We start from the raw sequence: 16787 nt of genomic DNA on the forward strand, positions 1-16787 counted from the left end.
ATCAGGCCGGCAAACCCAGTTCGTGTTCGCCGAGCGGCGCGAAATAGGCGTCCACCTGCGCGTCGGCGACCTCGGCGAGGGTCGCGGGCGACCAGTGCGGGGTGCGGTCCTTGTCGATCACCTGCGCGCGGATGCCCTCGGCCAGGTCGTGGGTGCTCAGCGCGGCCACGGTGATCCGGAACTCGACGTTCAAGGCCCCCGCGAGGCTCAGTTCGCGGGCGTTGCGCAGGGCGCGCAGGGTCGCCTTGAGCGCGATCGGCGATTTCGACAGCAGGTCCTCGGCGGCCTTGGTCGCTTCCGGGGAGTCGGCCGCGCGCAGGGCCTCGACGATCTGCTCGACGGTCTCGCCCACGTAGCAGGTGTCGATCCAGTCGCGGTGCGCGGCGAGTTCGGATTCCGGTGCGGCGGAGGCGAATCGGGCGATGGCCTCGTCGGCCGGGGTGGTGCGCAGCGCGTCGAGCAGCGCGGGGATCTCGGCCGAGGCCACGAAGGTGTCGGCGAATCCGGCCACGATCGCGTCGCCCGCGCCCATCCGCGCGGTGGTGAGCGCCACGTGGGTGCCCAGCTCGCCGGGGGTGTGCGAGAGCAGGTAGGTGCCGCCCACGTCGGGCACGAAGCCGATGCCGGTCTCCGGCATGCCGATCTGCGAGCGTTCGGTGACGACGCGATGGCTGCCGTGCGCCGAGACACCGACCCCGCCGCCCATCACGATGCCGTCCATGACCGCCACGTACGGCTTCGGGTAGCTGCCGATCAGGTCGTTGAGCAGGTATTCGTCGCGCCAGAACGCGGCCGCGGCGGTGTCGAGCGGGGCGGGGGCGTCGGGGCCGCCGTCGTTGATCGCCTTGGCGTCGCGGTGGATGGCCACGATGTCGCCGCCCGCGCACAGCCCGCGCTCGCCCGCGCCGACGATCGCGACGGTTCCGATGGTCGGGTCCGTGGCCCATTCGCGCAGCTTCTCGGTGATGGCCAGGCTCATCGAGTGGTTGAGCGCGTTGATGGCGCGCGGCCGGTTCAAGGTGATCAACCCGAGCGCGTCGCGCACGTCGAACAGCACTTCCGCTTCACTCATACCGCCACGATAAAGTTGGATGTCCGACTATCTGAAACCGTGGCACGCCGTCTGTGACGCATTCCACGGTGCCCGATATGCGGCACAATCACCCCATGGGCAGCGACCACTTCGTGCGCATCACCCGTCTGCGCGCACTGATCGACCACGAGAACACCGGCCCCGGCGAGCGGGCCACCGCGCAGCGCATGCTGGACCGGTTGCTACGGAAAACCATGGGCCGCAATCCTTCCCAGGCCGCGGCGGATCGCGTCTACGGCTCGCGCCACCACCGGGCGGGCAGGCACGCGACCACGGCCTCGATCGTCGAATCGGTCCGCGACGACATCGCCTTCGCCCGTTCCTTCGCCCCCGCGGGCGCCCCCGGCGAGGTGAGCGCGCACAGCCCGCTCGCGGCCGCTCCCCCGGAGCTGATCGTGGCCGTGACCACGCCGTTCGCCGATCAGATCGTCGTCACCATCACCGATATCCCGCCGGATTGGGGGTGGGAACCCGACGAGTTCGACCGCATCGTCGCCACCGAGGTGCTGCGCGGACTCGCCGACGAGCTGGCCGACATCATCGACGCCTACAACCACGACGGCACCGACGTGGGCCCGCGCTTCTTCCGCACGATCCGCGCCCAGGAAACCACCCTGATCCGCTGAGCTAGCCCAGTCCCGGCCGCAGCAGCAGCACGATCACCCCGCCGGTGAGCACCGCCACCCCGATCGCCAACACCAGGCTCGCCATCGCGGGCCCGCCGCCGGTGTAGGAGGCCACCGCCTGCACCACCGCGCAAGCGATGGCGGCCGCGCCGCCGAGGACCAGCACCGGTTCGCGGCGCCGCGCGTACAGCGTCAGGCACAGCACACCCACCAGCGCGGTCAGCCCCGGCCGCCACGGCGAATCTCCCGCCGTCGCCAACTGTGCGCCGCAGACCGCGATCATCCCGCCGAGCAGGTATCCGGCCCACTCGGCCACGAGCCGGCGCGACCACGCGAGCGCGAACCAGCCCGCACCGAACGCCAGCAGCGCGATCCCCGCCCACGGCGCGTCGACCAGGCCGAGGATGCTCGCCACCCCGAATCCGGCCACCACGACCAGCCCGAGCACGCTCGGGACCAGCAGATACCCGTACACCGCCACCATCAGCCCGGCCAGTGCCGCCACCGTCGCCGTCGTGTCGCCGGCGCGCGGCCCGAACGCCGTGGCGACGGCCCCGCACATCGACACCGCCGCCAGCGCGAGCAATACCGCCGCCAGCCGCACCCGCACCGCCGAGGCGATCGGCACCCGCCGGAACACTCCCGCGCACCCACCGGCCAACGCCACCGCACCCCACACCGCGCTCCCCGACACCACCGCGAGCAGCACCACCCGCCCCGACTGCGCCACCCGCGCCCACGCCTCGTCGACGAACAACCCCAGCCCGGCCGCGACGAGCCCCGCCCCCAGGTAGGCGACGATCTCCGCGGCCCGACCGACCGGTTCCGGCTGGCCGAGCGCCCGCAGCACCGCCCCGCGCTGCTCATCGCTGAGCACCCCGGTCGCGACCAGTCGTTCCAATGCCACGTCCACCCGTTGTTCGTGACCCATGCGACGAGTATGTCGAGCGATACCGTCGAAATCGCCGCACCGCGTTTCGCGTCGGAGTGACGCCGTTCACACTAGAATTAGTTTGACGTCCTAGTATCGGGCACTCGACTATCTCGCGGAGGCGGTCATGGACCTGCATGTTCCGGTGAATCCCGTCCGGTTCGTGACCTCGGCGGCCCTGTTCGACGGGCACGATGCCGCGATCAACATCATGCGCCGGATCCTGCAGGCCCAGGGCGCGGAGGTGATCCATCTCGGACACAACCGGTCGGTGCGCGAGATCGTCGACGCGGTGCTCGAGGAGGACGTGCAGGGGGTGGCGGTCAGTTCGTATCAGGGCGGGCACATCGAGTTCTTCGAGTACCTCGCCCAGTCGTTGCGCGAGGCGGGCGCGGGCGAGGTGCGGATCTTCGGCGGGGGCGGCGGGGTGATCGTCGCCGAGGAGATCGAGCGCCTCGCGGCCGGCGGCGTGCGGATCTTCTCCCCCGAGGACGGCCAGCGGCTCGGCCTCCCCGGCATGATCAACGAACTCATCAGGATCTGCGATGTCGACCCCGCGCGCACCGCACCCGATCTCGACGCCCTCTACACCGGTGATCGAAAGGCGTTGGCGCGCACCATCACCTGCCTTCAGCAGGGCTCACTGCCCGAGGCCGATCGCGAAGCCCTTCGTGCGACCGACCGCACGGCCCCCGTCCTCGGCATCACCGGCACCGGCGGATCCGGAAAGTCCTCTCTCACCGATGAATTGGTGCGTCGCCTGCGCACCGACCAGCAGGACAAACTGCGCATCGCGGTCCTCGCCGTCGACCCGACGCGCAGGCGCGCGGGCGGCGCCTTGCTCGGCGACCGCATCCGGATGAACGCCCTCGACGGCGAGCACGTGTACTTCCGCTCGCTGGCCACGCGCGGCAATCACGAACTGCCCGACGATATCGACACCATGATCGCCGCCTGCCGCGCCGCGGGCTATGACCTGGTCATTCTCGAGACGCCCGGCATCGGTCAGGGTGACGCGGGCATCGTCGACCACGTCGATGTGGCGCTGTATGTGATGACGCCGGAGTTCGGTGCCGCCTCCCAGCTCGAGAAGATCGACATGCTCGATTACGCCGATGTGGTGGCGGTGAACAAGTACGAGCGGCGCGGTGCGGCGGACGCGGTGCGCGATGTGTCGCGCCAATTGATCCGCAACCGTGCGGAATTCGGCGCGAGTCCGGCCGACATGCCCGTCTTCGGCACCAGCGCGGCCACTTTCGACGATGACGGGGTGACCGCGCTGTACCAACACCTCACCGGTCTGCTCACCGAGCACGGTCTGACCTTCGAGCCCGGCGCGCTCCCCCGGGTCGAGACGAAGGTCTCCACGCGTTTCGCCCAGCTCGTTCCGCCCGCACGGGTCCGCTACCTGGCCGATATCGCCGACACCGTCCGCCGGTACCACGCCGATACCGCGCGCGAATGTGCTGCCGCCCAACGTATTCAACGCCTCACGCTGGTGCACGAGGAGCTTCCCGACGACACGGCGGTCGCCGACCTCCTCGCTCGGTCCCGGCCCGACCTGTCCGCCGCGTCCGCGTCGGCGCTGGCCGAGTGGCCTGCGATCGCCGACAGCTATCGCGGCGAGGACCAGCCGGTCCCCGGTCGGGACACCCGCACCGCACTGCGTCGAGAATCCCTGTCGGGCACGAGCATTCCGCGCGTAGCCCTGCCCCGCTACACCGACGACGGCGAACTCCTGCGTTTCCTGCGCTCGGAGAACCTACCCGGCCGATTCCCCTTCACCGCAGGCGTTTTCCCGTTCAAGCGCGAGAACGAGGATCCGGCCCGGATGTTCGCCGGCGAGGGCGATCCGGCCCGCACCAACCGCCGCTTCAAGGTCCTCAGCGCCCACGCCGAGGCCACCCGCCTGTCCACCGCGTTCGACTCGGTCACCCTCTACGGCCACGATCCCGCCCCGCGCCCCGACATCTACGGCAAGGTCGGCACCTCGGGCGTCTCGGTCGCCACCATCGAGGACATGCGCACCCTGTTCGACGGGTTCGACCTCGGCGCCCCCACCACCTCGGTCTCCATGACCATCAACGGTCCCGCCCCGACCATCCTCGCGTTCTTCCTCAACACCGCGATAGATCAAGGGCTGCAACGCTTCTCCGACACCGAAGGTCGCGCGCCCAGTGTGGAGGAAGCCGAAGTCCTGCGCGCCCGCACCCTGTCGACCGTGCGCGGCACCGTGCAGGCCGACATCCTCAAGGAGGACCAGGGCCAGAACACCTGCCTGTTCTCCACCGAATTCAGCCTGCGCATGATGGCCGACGTGCAGGAATGGTTCGTACGCAACGAAGTTCGCAATTTCTACTCGGTGTCGATCTCGGGCTACCACATCGCCGAAGCGGGCGCGAACCCCATCAGCCAGCTCGCCTTCACCCTCGCCAACGGCTTCACCTACGTGGAAACGTATCTGGCGCGCGGCCTGGCGATCGACGATTTCGCCCCGAACCTGTCGTTCTTCTTCTCCAACGGGATGGACCCCGAGTACACGGTGATCGGCCGTGTCGCCCGCCGGATCTGGGCCATCGCCCTGCGCGACCGCTACGGCGCGAGCGAACGCGCCCAGAAACTCAAGTACCACGTGCAGACCTCCGGCCGCTCCCTGCACGCCCAGGAAATGCAGTTCAACGACATCCGCACCACCCTGCAAGCGTTGATCGCCGTCTACGACAACTGCAACAGCCTGCACACCAACGCCTTCGACGAGGCGGTCACCACCCCCACCGAGGATTCCGTCCGCCGCGCCCTGGCGATCCAACTCATCATCGCCAAGGAATGGGGCCTGGCGATGAACGAGAACCCCCTCCAGGGCAGTTTCGTCATCGACGAACTCACCGACCTCGTCGAGGAAGCCGTCCTGCTCGAATTCGAGCGGATCAGCGAACGCGGCGGCGTCCTCGGCGCCATGGAAACCGGCTACCAACGCGGCCGCATCCAAGACGAATCCCTCCGCTACGAACAGCGCAAACACGACGGCACCCTCCCCCTCATCGGCGTGAACACCTTCCGCGCCAACACCGACGCCCCCACCGCCCCGCCCCTGGAACTCGCCCGCGGCACCGAATCCGAACGCCGCTCCCAACTCGACCACCTCCACACCTTCCGCACCACCAACGCCGAAGCGGCCCACCGAGCCCTCACCCACCTGACCGAAGTAGCCCACACCGACGCCAACATCTTCGACGCCCTCATGGAGGCGTCCCGCGTCTGCACGCTGCAACAAATCACCGACACGTTCTTCGCCGTGGGTGGGCAGTACCGACGGACGGTGTGAATCAACACGCGTCGGGCGAGATGTAGGATCCATGGCGGAAACTCAGCCAAGGACTGCATCAAGGAACATGAGCATGGAGCCTGCACGTGCAAGTGAGTGAGGCCCGCAAGCCCGTCCGATGGTTGGCATACTTGGTTCTGGCTGCCGCAACTGCGGGTTCAGCAATCTTCCTTTACGTCCGCGAATTCGCTGACCCACCACAACTCCAGCACGCGAAGAAAACAGCCCTGTCCGGCTACTCTTCGGCGCACTTCGGATCGATGTGCGGAAATACCGGGTGTTCGCACGAGTCAATCTACCTCGGCATTCCCAGACCGGCAGCCCACGACATGAAATCTTTTTCTTCACTTGACCGTGGAGCCACTGGACGTCGACAGTAATTGAGAATGTTCAGCGATGGACCCAATGTTGCACCCAGCATTGCCCTAAATGCACCGTTCCCGGAAGAGGAATACTCTTCAAAAACAGTAAGCGTAGTTCGTTCGAAGACGTCAATATCGATCTCATACATATCATTGGCGATCGCCGTCAGACCGGTTGCAACACCCAATACGGAGCAAATATCAGTATGCATGCGCACGAACAGTTCACCCACTCGTAACGACGGACTCCACACGGTCTCGTCATCGACATCGAATACGTAGCTCATTCCGCCCACTCTACCAGGATCTGGACGCCAGGATTTTTGGCACGCATATTTTCAACTGCGGCTTCCACGGCTGACCGAAATTCAGGGTCGGCCCCCGGTGTAGTGAATCTGAGTCCAATGGGTGCCTGTTCATAGCCATCGATGTACTGACGAGCCTCTAGGTAGGATCCCAGCTTCTTCTCCACCTGTTTTGCAACCCACTTATCAACATCGCTTGCATTTGTAGCCGATTTCTCTTCCCAGAGAACACCGTTCTTTACCTCATCAATATCGGTAATAGTCTTCGATGTATCATTCGGATTGTCGATCTGCACCTCACGGTCACCTTCTTGCACATGATACTTTCCATCACTGCCAAGATGCGGTCGGCGTGGGTCAGTAAAAGTAACATCTTTCTCGGGTTCCGCTTCGATGACCAGTATGGGCAGTCCAGCGATGGTCGGAAGTTCGCCTGTCGTCAAGGCATCCACGGCGAAGGTGAAGCCGCTCAGCTCGACGAGGAAGGTGTTGGCTGGTCCGGCCAGGGCGTCTGCTGCCCGGTCGAGGAAGTCGATGTCTTCGGTTCGGTCGTCGGGATTTTGTGGCTTGTTTTCTGTTTTCTGCTTCGACGGTGGCGCTTTGACCTTGATCTGGGATGTTCCGATGAAGATCGCGGTGATGACAACCACCATCGCCAATCGGTTGTTCATGTTCGACCGCATGGTGGCCAATGCGGTGCTGTGTTTCTCCACGGCGGCGGCAATGTCGAGAGCAGCGGTCTCGATCTCGCCCGCACTCTTGGCGAGGGTGCGCAAGTGCGCGGCGAGGTTCGCGATGTCTTTTGGGGGGTCGCTTCTGTAGCCGTATTCCAGCTCCGTGGCGAGCAATTTCAGGTACGACCGGGCACCGGAAACGGGTACGGACCGTGCGAATGTCGACCACGCTTTCGCGGCCGCGGCGAGCTTATCGGTGTCGCCGTCGGGCACTTCGCCGCCGACAACACGTGCAGTGACTTTCTCTTGCAGTTCGGTCCAATCGGTCTCGAGCCCGTTGCTGTAGGTTCCAGACGACATCACGCCGATGACAGTGCCTGGACCGTAGGGTAGTTCCTCAGGAAAGCCGGCGGGCAGGGCCGGTGGGTCGCCTTTGTTGGGGTCGCGGTTAGCTTTGTATTCCTCGAGAGCCCAGTTGTAGCCGGATGCGGTCAACACATCCCCGAAATGCTGCAGGGCCCGAACGAAACTGGTTGCCACCGTAGCAATCCCGGCGGCCCGGCTGTCATAGGCTTTCGACCACACCTTGACAGCCTCATAGCCACCGGCCATCGCGCCTGTTTCCAGAAGGACCGTTTGGAGCGAATTGAAGACAGTTTGGTATTCCTTCGACAAGGTGTAGCATTTTTTGGCTGCACTCTCGTACGACTGCGGGTGAATCGCGACCACAGATTACCCACCACTCATTCTGAGATTGATGTCCTCCGCTGCTTTGTAGGCGTCACGGGCGGTGACGGCCGCGGTGCACATCGCCGTGATGCCCTCGACGGCAACCGCCGCCCCCTTCGCCCATTCTCGGTATCCCTCGTCCTGGGCGGTGGCGGCGGCTCCCTGCCAGTTCTGTTGGATGGCCGCGATTCGTTGGTCGAGTCCGTCGAGACTTTCGGCGAGGAACCCGATGAATCCGTTGGCACGGCTGATCAGTTGGTCCAGCTCATCGAGATCGAAGGTGAAGTCGCGCGAGTTCTCAAGCATCCAGATTCAGTTCCGGTAGGTCCAGTGATCGAAGACTGGTAGCAGTGGAGATGTCGAGGTTCGCCACCGTCGCGCTGGCGACGCCGAGAAGTTCGCCCATGGCCGCGAGGGCGGTCAGCACGGTGGCGGTGCCGTCTTTGGCATCGTTCCAGCCCTCACCGAACGCATCCGCCGCAGCGCCGGTCCAATTGGTCAGGGCGCTCGCTACGTCGCGGTCGAGTGAAGCGAGGCCGTTGGTCAGCGACTCCGCGAGCTGCTGGATGTAGGCACCGGCATCGGTCACCTCGTCGGGCACCATCGCGAAATCTGTTCCGGGCGTAGCTGAATCAGCTGACACCGATCCCCCTCCGAGCGTTGCGATGGGCACAGCGTAGCTCGGACACCGGCCCGAGTGCTTTCCACGGCTACGGAGTTCTCGCCAGGTCGGATGTATTGCCCGAACCCCGTCGGGTGGGTAGCGTGGCCGGGCATCGGGGCGGGGAGTTCCCGGTGGGCTTCGGGCGACGTGAGGAGTGACGGGTGCGGCGATTTCGGGGTGGGGTCGTGGCTGTTGGTGTTGCGGTTGTTGTGAGCGGGTGTGGGGGGTCGACGGGTGGGGATGCTGTTGGGGGCTCCACCACGTCGAATGGGCAGGGGGTCGCGGTGGAGGTTCCTGCGGGGTTTGATCCCTGTAAGGACATTCCGAAGTCGGTGTTGGATTCGGAGCGACTGCGGGTGGCCAGCTCGAACAACAATGCCGACTACGACGGAGCCGGCGGGATCAAGTGGCGGGGGTGCCGTTGGGCGGCGCCTGACAGTTACGCGGCGGGTATCACCGTCACCAACCTGACGGTCGACCAAGTCCGCGCGAATGCGAAACTGACTGTGCGCGACGAGTACACGATCGAGGGCAGGACTGCGGTCGCTGCCAGTCGCGCCGACAACAAGGATCCTCGCTCGGTGTGCACGCTCACGGTCGCCATGCAGGGCGGGGCCTTGGAGTTCTCCCTGTCCAACCCGCAATCGAACAGGTTGACAGGGCATGTGGACACCTGTCAGCTCGCGCGTGGGTTGGCGGAGAAGGTTGTTCCGCTGATTCCGGCGGGCGTGTGAACGGCCGGGAACAACTGCTCGGACTTCTATCAGGGGGAGATCGGAAATGAGTGGTGAACGTCCTTTGCAGGACCTGCTCAGTGAGGTGCAAGAAGGCCGACTGACCATGCGGTTCGGTGGGACCGTTCGGGTGGATGCCGAGGAGTTCGTCTACATCGAGCGCGAGTGTGAAACCTTCAAGCTGCTGATTCGTGAGCTTCAGAGCGTCGCGACCGACATCTCGGAGCGCGAGGTGTGGGGCTTGGGTGAGGCTGTCGCCGAACTGGTTTCAGCGCAGACCCTGGTGCGGCGGTTCCGCGAGAAGGGCCAGGGGTCGGACAACAGTGTCTTCGCGGTCCTCGAGGAGCACTACAAAATCGTCGACGACCTCCAACTCCTACACCGAGCGATCGCCGAACGCTACCAAGCCACCGACACCGAATTCGCCTCCTACTACCAGGAACTCCTCGCCGCCGACCCCGCACCGGGCACGCCCGGTGGTGGCGACACCCCGGCTGAGCGCGTGTAGCCGACCCGACCTCGAGTGGAGCGACGATGGTTTTCGAAGACAAGCAGATTCCCGCGCCGGAGAGCACGACGGGGTTTCGGCACCCGCAGATCAATGCGGCGTTCAATCCGTTGCAGCCCAACGACAATGCGCTGGCGGCGGCCGGGCAGTACAGCCAGATCGCGCAGAAGTGGCGCCAGGGTGTCACCGATTTCGCCGCGCGGATGAATCGGTCGAGTGCGGCGGCGTGGGACGGGCAGGCGGCGGAGGCCTCGCGGGAGGCGATCCGCAATTACACGCAGCGCGCCACCGACCTGGCGCCGGAGTTGGATGCGTTGGCCGCGCGGGTGGGGCAGGCCGCGCAGGCGATCACCACGACCAAGGACGAACTGCCTGATCTCGGTCAGAATTTTCAGTGGACTTCGCCGAGCACCTGGGATGTCTGGAACAACGTCGACCCGGACGAGCAGGAGGAAAAGGCTCGACAGGTGATGGACCAGCACTACGTGAAGCCCTTCGGCGACGCCGACAGCACCATTCCGAAACTGTCGGTGCCGGTCAGCCCCACCAATCCGCTGCACGGCGGGATCGATGACGGCACCGGCGGCGGTAATCCGGGTGGCGGCGGGTCGGGGGGCAATGGCGGCGGCAATGCCGGGGACGGGGGCAATCCGGCCACCGCGCCCGCCGACACCGAGGACTCCCAGCAGGAGGAACAGGACCCGGGCGACACCGACGACGACACCACCGACGATTCCTCGCCCAGCGAGGAGAGCGACGACAACGGCGACGACACCACCCCGAGCAGCGCCACCCCGGACACCCCGACCTCCCCGTCGGCGGCGACCCCGACCACACCCAGCGCGGCGACACCGTCGACCGGATCCCCCGGCGGTGGCGGTGGCGGTGGTGGCGGCGGTGCGGGCGGTGGCGCCGGTTCGCCGGTGGCCGCGCCGATCGCCGGCCGCGCGGCACCCGGTGGGCCCACGGGCGCAACGGCTGCCGGGGCGGCGGGTTCGGCCGGGGCGGGTCGAGCGGGCATGGGTCCGATGATGGGCGCGCCGGGCGCCGGGCGCGGCCGAGGAAACGACGGCGAGGACACCCACGAGATCCCGGACTACCTGATCACGGCGGCGAATACCGAGGAACTGTTGGGCGAGCAGCCCCGCACGCTGCCCGAGGGCGTCATCGGGGCCGACGCGCCCGCCGCGAACACGCCGCCCCCGGCGAACCCGGCGCATCCGCAGAGTTAGACAGGAGTACAGGCCCACGATGGCTGAATGGGTTTGGGAGCCGGATGATTTCGCGTCCCTGTGGTATCACGACGGCATCGACCGGTTTCCGCGTCCGCTGCATTTCCTGAGTCGATACCAGTCGCTCGACGACTATCAGGCCCATCGCACCCGCGTGCTGGCCGCACTCGACCCCGACGAGCACGAACTGATCCGATTGGCCCTGCACACCCTGACTTTCGGGCAACTGCGGATCGAGATCCGGGGTGGTTCCACCGCATCCGTCCCCGGTTCGATGCGCGAGTACCGGATCGTCGGCGCGCAGAACGGGCTGCACGGGGTCACCTTGGCGCAGGCGATCGTCGACCGGGTCGACGGTCCGATCCACGGACGCCTTTTTCCCGCCGATCAACTGGCCCGCCGACTCGCCGCGCGCGTTCCCCACTGTCGCCCCGGTGGGCACGCGCCCATCACCGTCGATGTCGCCGATCTCGACGCGCCGACGCTGCGGTCCTACGCCCGCCGCAGCCCCGCCGAGGCGTACACGGCTCTGAAACAGCGGCCCATCGACGGCGGTGGGCGCGCGGAACTGCTCGTCGGCCACATCCTCGATCGACCGGACCCCTGGTACACCACCCAGTGGATCGACCTCACCGGCGACGGCCGCTACCTGCAGCGCCGGACCGACAATCGGATCACCGTGCGGCCCGCCGTCGCCGATGACCTGACCGTGGGCTTCACCGGTTGGATCGAGCGGGCGCAGCGGCGGCTGCGGGAGGACGAACTCGCGGTCTGGTGAGGCTCACGGTTTCTGTCGGTGCGCGGGTTTAGCATCGGCGGCATGAAAGCCATCGGCACCTTCGAGATCGCCGCCTTCGACCCCACCGACCTGGTACCGCAGCCGCCGATCGTCACGGGAATGCCGGTGGGCGTCTCGACGATGACGAAGGCGTACGCGGGTGAGATCGAGGGCATCTCGGCGACCCTGTTCACCGCCGCGTTCGACATGAGTACCGGCGCGGGAACGTATTTCGCGATGGAGTCGTTCGAGGGCGCGCTGAACGGGCGGGCGGGCACGTTCAACTTCGTCCATTCGGCCACCACCGGCGGCACCGACCGGACCCACGAGTTCTTCCACATCGTGCCCGGCAGCGGCACCGGGGAGCTGACCGGCATCACCGGAACGGGCGCGCTGTATGTGGATGCCGAAGGCGGGCACAACATCTGGTTCGAGTACGAACTGGGTCAGTCGTCGAATTCGGTGTAGAGGGAGCGTAGTTCGCGCAGGCCGGTCGCGGCGGTCTGCTCGTCCTCCGAGGACATGCGCAGGGCGCGGCGCAACGGTATCGGGTCGAGATCGTCGATGACGGCGTGGAATTCGATGCGGGGCAGCTCGGGCAGGACCAGCTCGTCGCCGTAGGGGTCGTCGGAATCGGTGGCGCGCGTGGACTTCTCGACGCCGCCGATGAGGGTGTCGAGGTCGAGGCCGCGCAGGGTGAGGAGGTCGCCGGGTTGCTCGTCGAGGCGTTCGGCGAGCAGGTAGCAGACCGCGGCCACGTGCTTGCACGGCCAACCCATATCCGGGCAACTACAGGTGAAGTCCAGTTCCGACGCCGTGGTCGGCAGCAGGTGCGGGCCGAGCGCGTGCGGCAGGGCGCCCGAGGCGATCTCGGCGAGCATGCCGAGGGCCTCGCGGATCTCGGCGAGTAGCAGGTCGACCTCCTCCGCGCGCAGCGGCCGGATCGAGAGCACCGAGGTGAACGGGCTCGGCTGGCTGCCCTGCACTTCGGCGGTGACCGCGCCGCGTTCGATCCGGTAGTTCACCACCTGTCCGACCCTGGCATAGGTGCGCCCGCGCGAGAGTCGGCCCGCGTCGGCCACCTTCTCCACCGCGTCGAGCAGCGATTTCCCCCACCAGGTGCGACCGAAACCGCCTCTGGCCCGCGCGCCGCCGCGCACCGGTTTGCGCGGTCCGAACTGACTGAAATCGGCCATCTACTCGCCCACCGCCTCGGCGCCGAGGGTGAACAGCTCGCGCAGTTCGTCGGTGCTCAGTTCGGTGATCCAGTTCTCGCCCGCGCCGACGGCGAGGTCGGCCAGTTGTTTCTTGCCGTTGATCATGTCGTCGATGCGTTCCTCGATGGTGTCGACGCACACCAGTTTGCGGACCTGCACCGCGCGCTGCTGGCCGATGCGGAACGCGCGGTCGGTGGCCTGGTTCTCCACCGCCGGATTCCACCAGCGGTCCAGGTGGATCACATGATTGGCGGCGGTGAGGTTGAGGCCGGTGCCGCCGGCTTTCAGCGACAGCACCATCAGCGGGGGGCCGTTCTCGGCTTGGAAGCCGGTGACCATGTCGTCGCGGCGCTGCTTGGTGACGCCGCCGTGCAGGAACGGGATGGGCGTGCCGAAACGCTCGGTGAGATACGGCAGGATCAGGTCGCCGAATTCGCGGAACTGGGTGAACAGCAGGGCCTTCTCACCGTCGGCGAGCACCGCGTCGAGCACGTCCTCGACCAGGGCCAGTTTTCCGGAGCGATGGCCGCCGCGACGCAGGATCGGGGAACCGTCGCCGAGGTAGTGGGCGGGATGGTTGCAGACCTGTTTGAGCCTGGTCAGCGCGCTGAGCACCGCACCTTTTCGCGCCATGCCCTTCGCGTCTTCGAGCTTCTCCACCATGTCGTCGACCACCGCCTGATAGAGGGCGGCCTGTTCGACGGTGAGGTTGGCGCGCACCGTCATTTCCAGTTTCTCCGGCAGGTCGCTGATCACCGTCGGGTCGGTTTTGAGCCTGCGCAGGATGAACGGGTCGGTGATCAGGCGGAGTCGGTCGATGGCCTGCTGGTCGCGTTCGCGTTCGATCGGCACCGCGAACTTCGCGCGGAAGGACTGGGGGCTGCCGAGCAGTTTCGGCATGGCGAAATCGAACAGGGCGCGCAGTTCCTCCAGGCGGTTCTCGACCGGAGTTCCGGTGAGCGCCAGGCGATGTCGCGCCTTCAATGCCCTGGCCGCCCGCGCCTGTCTGGTCACCGCGTTCTTGATGTGCTGGGCCTCGTCGAGGACGACGCGCTCCCAGCTCTGCTCGTTGAGCAGCGTGATATCGCGGGCGAGCAGGGCGTAGGTGGTGATCACCAGGTCCGAATCCGTCACCGCCGCAGCGAAATCCGCACCCTTCAGGCGATTCGGCCCGTGATGGACGAGCACCCGCAGGTCGGGGGCGAAGCGCTGCGTTTCGCGCTGCCAGTTGCCGACCACCGACATCGGGCACACCAGCAGCGTCGGACCGACCTGATCGGCTTGCTCGCGTTCGTGGACCAGCAGCGCGAGAACCTGCACCGTCTTGCCCAACCCCATGTCGTCGGCGAGGATCGCGCCGCAGTTGAGCCGGCTCATGGTGGCCAACCAGCTCAGGCCGCGCTCCTGATACGGGCGCAGCTGCGCCTTCAAGCCGACCGGCACGGGCACCGGCTCCGGTTCGCCCTCCCTGGCGAACAACTCCGCCGCCCAGCCCTGCGCGGTGACCTCGGTGACCGGCACATTGTCGACCCGCTCGGCGGCGAGCTCGCCGATCATGTCGGCCAGGGTGATCGGGGTGTCGTCGACGTGTTGGGCCACATAGCGCGCGGCCGCGGCCAGCGCGCGGTGATCGGCCTGCACCCACTCGCCGCGCAACTGGACCAGATCCGACTTGCTGCGGATCAACCGTTCCATCTCGGGTTGGGTCAGCACGAGATCGCCGAGCGCCAATTCCCAACGGTAGGAAAGCAATCCGTCGAGGCCGACCGTGGATTCGGCGGCGGCGGGACTGCTCACGCGCAGGCGCATGCTCGGTTCCACGACGTTCCAGGCGCGCGGGAGCAGTAGGCGGATGCCGGCCTCCTGGAGAGCGCGCGCACCGTGGGCGACCAGGTCGGCGACCACCTCGGTGGGCAGGAGCAGGTCGAGGCCGCGCGGGTCGGTGGGCAGGTCGCGCAGGCGGGGGTAGGCCTTGCGGGCGTTGCCGAGTTTCTCCGCGGCGGTGCGGACGATGACCGGATCATCATCGAGCGCAACGGGTTTGGGGGCGTCGTCGACGGGGCGCAGGCAGACTTGCAGGCGCCACAGGGCCACCGATTCGTCCACGGCGCCGAACTCGCCGTCGGGTTCGCACAGGCGAAGGACGAGTTCGGGTTCGTCGGCGGCGTAGTCGTCGCGCCACTGGGTCAGGGTTTCCGACAGTCGGTAGGAGCCCTCGTCCAGGGCGGTGTCGCCGACCAGCGCGATCAGCAGCGGGTGCGTCATGGTGCGGTGGGCGAGGAATTCGCGCGCGATCGGGTCGGTGAGGTGGGTGCACAGGTCCTCGAGCAGCGCGGTGGGCGAGCCGGCGACCCGGAGCGCCGGGGGCATCGCCGCGGCCAGCTCGGCCAACCACGCCCGTTGCCGCTGCCCGCCGACCAGGCGCCAGCGCACCCACCACTGCCCGTCGGCGCGTTCGAGTTGGGGCACCACCCGGCCCGCGCGCACCCACTTCTCGATCCCGCGCGTCACATGGGCGAGGAACCGCAGATCACCGGAGACGTTCTCGCGCGGCAACCGGCTGCGCAGCACCGTGGCCGCCGTCGGGGGCGCGAGGGCGTGGGCCCGCACCTCGGCGGTGGCGGGCCCGCCCTCGGCATCGACGACGAGGACCTGCGCGCGGTGGCGGAACCGGGCGCGTTCGACGAGATCGCCCAGCACGGATCCGGCCGGCACCGACTCCCCGTCCTGCCACAGCAGTAGTCCCGACTCGGGGGACCACAGACCGTGCAGCATGGTCACCATCCAAGCAGGTGCCACCGACACGTTGCCCACGCCCCGATCACCGGCCGTCGCGCGACGCCGAGGACTTGCCGGTGCGGGCGCGGTTGAGCGGAACCTGTCGGTGCCACCGGCTACAACCTGTGGGTATGGGGAAGCTGGCGTGGTTGCTCGTGGTGGTGTTCGCGGTTGCCGGGTGTGGGGTGCTGGGGTCGGACGAGTCGGTCGCGCCCGCGCCGGGTAGTCCGACGCGCGCCGAGGTGACGGCGCTGTTGGATCAGGTTCGGGTGATCGATGCGCGGCCTCGGCCCGGCGGGTACGAGCGGGGTTGTAAGGCTGGTCAGGGCTGTGTTTTCGGTCCCGCGTGGACTGACGACTCCGACGCGCCCGGTGGTCACGACGGGTGCGACACCCGCAACAATGTGCTGGCGACACAGTTGCGCGAGGTGGTGCATCGGGGTCGCTGCGTGGTCGTCGAGGGCGTGCTCACCGACCCCTACACCGGCAAGGACATCACCTTCGTCAAGTCCGACGGCGGCCGAATCCAGATCGACCACGTCTATCCCCTCGCCGCCGCCTGGGACATGGGCGCCGCCGCCTGGACCCCCGACCGACGCCGCCGCTTCGCCAACGACCTGTCCGTGAACCTCCTGGCCACCAGCGCCACCGCCAACCAATCCAAAGGCGACGACACCCCCGCCGAATGGCTGCCACCCGCCCGCCCCAACCACTGCTTCTACGCGGCGAAGTACCTAACGGTCGCCGTCGCCTACAACCTCCCCATCACCGCCGCCGACAACGCGACACTGCACGACATCGCGCGGGGGTGCCCGTGAATTCGGGAGTTAG

At 67.1% G+C, this 16787-nt stretch carries 16 protein-coding genes; 8 read left to right on the forward strand and 8 right to left on the reverse strand.

Annotation, left to right across the window (positions count from 1 at the left end):
- Nucleotide 1: 1 nt before the first annotated feature.
- A complete protein-coding gene (locus ACFP3H_RS00170) occupies nucleotides 2-1072 on the reverse strand; it encodes an enoyl-CoA hydratase/isomerase family protein (protein WP_378597885.1) in 1071 nt (356 codons plus the stop codon).
- A gap of 95 nt (nucleotides 1073-1167) precedes the next feature.
- On the opposite strand from ACFP3H_RS00170, the gene ACFP3H_RS00175 reads away from it, so the two are divergent.
- Nucleotides 1168-1719: a hypothetical protein gene (locus ACFP3H_RS00175; RefSeq protein WP_378597887.1), complete on the forward strand. Its 552-nt coding sequence runs from the start codon at nucleotides 1168-1170 to the stop codon at nucleotides 1717-1719.
- Between the two features lies 1 nt (nucleotide 1720).
- Here the strand turns inward: ACFP3H_RS00175 and ACFP3H_RS00180 are convergent, their stop codons facing one another.
- Nucleotides 1721-2650: a hypothetical protein gene (locus ACFP3H_RS00180; RefSeq protein WP_378597889.1), complete on the reverse strand. Its 930-nt coding sequence runs from the start codon at nucleotides 2648-2650 to the stop codon at nucleotides 1721-1723.
- Nucleotides 2651-2777: 127 nt separating this feature from the next.
- Here ACFP3H_RS00180 and icmF point away from each other — a divergent pair, with 127 nt between their 5' ends.
- Nucleotides 2778-5975, forward strand: coding sequence for a fused isobutyryl-CoA mutase/GTPase IcmF (gene icmF / locus ACFP3H_RS00185; RefSeq protein ID WP_378597891.1), 3198 nt, complete (start codon nucleotides 2778-2780; stop codon nucleotides 5973-5975).
- 295 nt (nucleotides 5976-6270) lie between these two features.
- Here icmF and ACFP3H_RS00190 read toward each other — a convergent pair whose 3' ends face one another.
- From ACFP3H_RS00190 to ACFP3H_RS00205, 4 genes are read right to left on the reverse strand one after another with little or no spacing between them, the layout of a single operon-like run.
- The gene (locus ACFP3H_RS00190; RefSeq protein ID WP_378597893.1) at nucleotides 6271-6624 is read right to left on the reverse strand and encodes a DUF6086 family protein; all 354 of its coding nucleotides are present in this window, start codon (nucleotides 6622-6624) and stop codon (nucleotides 6271-6273) included.
- Nucleotides 6621-8045: a hypothetical protein gene (locus ACFP3H_RS00195; protein ID WP_378597895.1), complete on the reverse strand. Its 1425-nt coding sequence runs from the start codon at nucleotides 8043-8045 to the stop codon at nucleotides 6621-6623. The genes ACFP3H_RS00190 and ACFP3H_RS00195 overlap by 4 nt, the downstream gene beginning before the upstream one ends.
- Nucleotides 8046-8048: 3 nt before the next feature.
- On the reverse strand, nucleotides 8049-8351 hold the full coding sequence (locus ACFP3H_RS00200; protein WP_378597897.1) for a WXG100 family type VII secretion target: 303 nt from the start codon (nucleotides 8349-8351) through the stop codon (nucleotides 8049-8051).
- A complete protein-coding gene (locus tag ACFP3H_RS00205; RefSeq protein WP_378597899.1) occupies nucleotides 8344-8649 on the reverse strand; it encodes a WXG100 family type VII secretion target in 306 nt (101 codons plus the stop codon). The genes ACFP3H_RS00200 and ACFP3H_RS00205 overlap by 8 nt, the downstream gene beginning before the upstream one ends.
- A 269-nt stretch (nucleotides 8650-8918) precedes the next feature.
- Here ACFP3H_RS00205 and ACFP3H_RS00210 point away from each other — a divergent pair, with 269 nt between their 5' ends.
- The 5 genes from ACFP3H_RS00210 to ACFP3H_RS00230 are packed head-to-tail and all read left to right on the forward strand — an operon-like array spanning nucleotide 8919 to nucleotide 12429.
- A complete protein-coding gene (locus tag ACFP3H_RS00210; protein ID WP_378599550.1) occupies nucleotides 8919-9443 on the forward strand; it encodes a DUF3558 domain-containing protein in 525 nt (174 codons plus the stop codon).
- Between the two features lie 46 nt (nucleotides 9444-9489).
- Nucleotides 9490-9951, forward strand: coding sequence for a hypothetical protein (locus ACFP3H_RS00215; protein ID WP_378597901.1), 462 nt, complete (start codon nucleotides 9490-9492; stop codon nucleotides 9949-9951).
- A 26-nt stretch (nucleotides 9952-9977) separates the two neighbouring features.
- Nucleotides 9978-11183: a WXG100 family type VII secretion target gene (locus tag ACFP3H_RS00220; protein ID WP_378597903.1), complete on the forward strand. Its 1206-nt coding sequence runs from the start codon at nucleotides 9978-9980 to the stop codon at nucleotides 11181-11183.
- A 19-nt stretch (nucleotides 11184-11202) separates the two neighbouring features.
- Nucleotides 11203-11961 carry an ESX secretion-associated protein EspG gene (locus tag ACFP3H_RS00225; RefSeq protein WP_378597905.1) on the forward strand — a complete coding sequence of 253 codons (759 nt, stop codon included), beginning with the start codon at nucleotides 11203-11205 and terminating at the stop codon, nucleotides 11959-11961.
- A 42-nt stretch (nucleotides 11962-12003) separates the two neighbouring features.
- On the forward strand, nucleotides 12004-12429 hold the full coding sequence (locus ACFP3H_RS00230) for a DUF3224 domain-containing protein (protein ID WP_378597907.1): 426 nt from the start codon (nucleotides 12004-12006) through the stop codon (nucleotides 12427-12429).
- Here the strand turns inward: ACFP3H_RS00230 and ACFP3H_RS00235 are convergent.
- Nucleotides 12408-13157 (reverse strand): SWIM zinc finger family protein, encoded by a 750-nt coding sequence (locus ACFP3H_RS00235; protein ID WP_378597909.1) that lies wholly within the window; start codon nucleotides 13155-13157, stop codon nucleotides 12408-12410. The two genes, ACFP3H_RS00230 and ACFP3H_RS00235, sit on opposite strands and share 22 nt — an antisense overlap.
- Nucleotides 13158-15953: a DEAD/DEAH box helicase gene (locus ACFP3H_RS00240; RefSeq protein ID WP_378599553.1), complete on the reverse strand. Its 2796-nt coding sequence runs from the start codon at nucleotides 15951-15953 to the stop codon at nucleotides 13158-13160.
- A gap of 134 nt (nucleotides 15954-16087) precedes the next feature.
- Here ACFP3H_RS00240 and ACFP3H_RS00245 point away from each other — a divergent pair, with 134 nt between their 5' ends.
- A complete protein-coding gene (locus ACFP3H_RS00245; RefSeq protein WP_378597911.1) occupies nucleotides 16088-16774 on the forward strand; it encodes an HNH endonuclease family protein in 687 nt (228 codons plus the stop codon).
- Nucleotides 16775-16787: the final 13 nt, after the last annotated feature.

The sequence above is a fragment of the Nocardia lasii genome (assembly GCF_042658545.1).
Taxonomy (GTDB): Bacteria; Actinomycetota; Actinomycetes; order Mycobacteriales; family Mycobacteriaceae; genus Nocardia; species Nocardia lasii.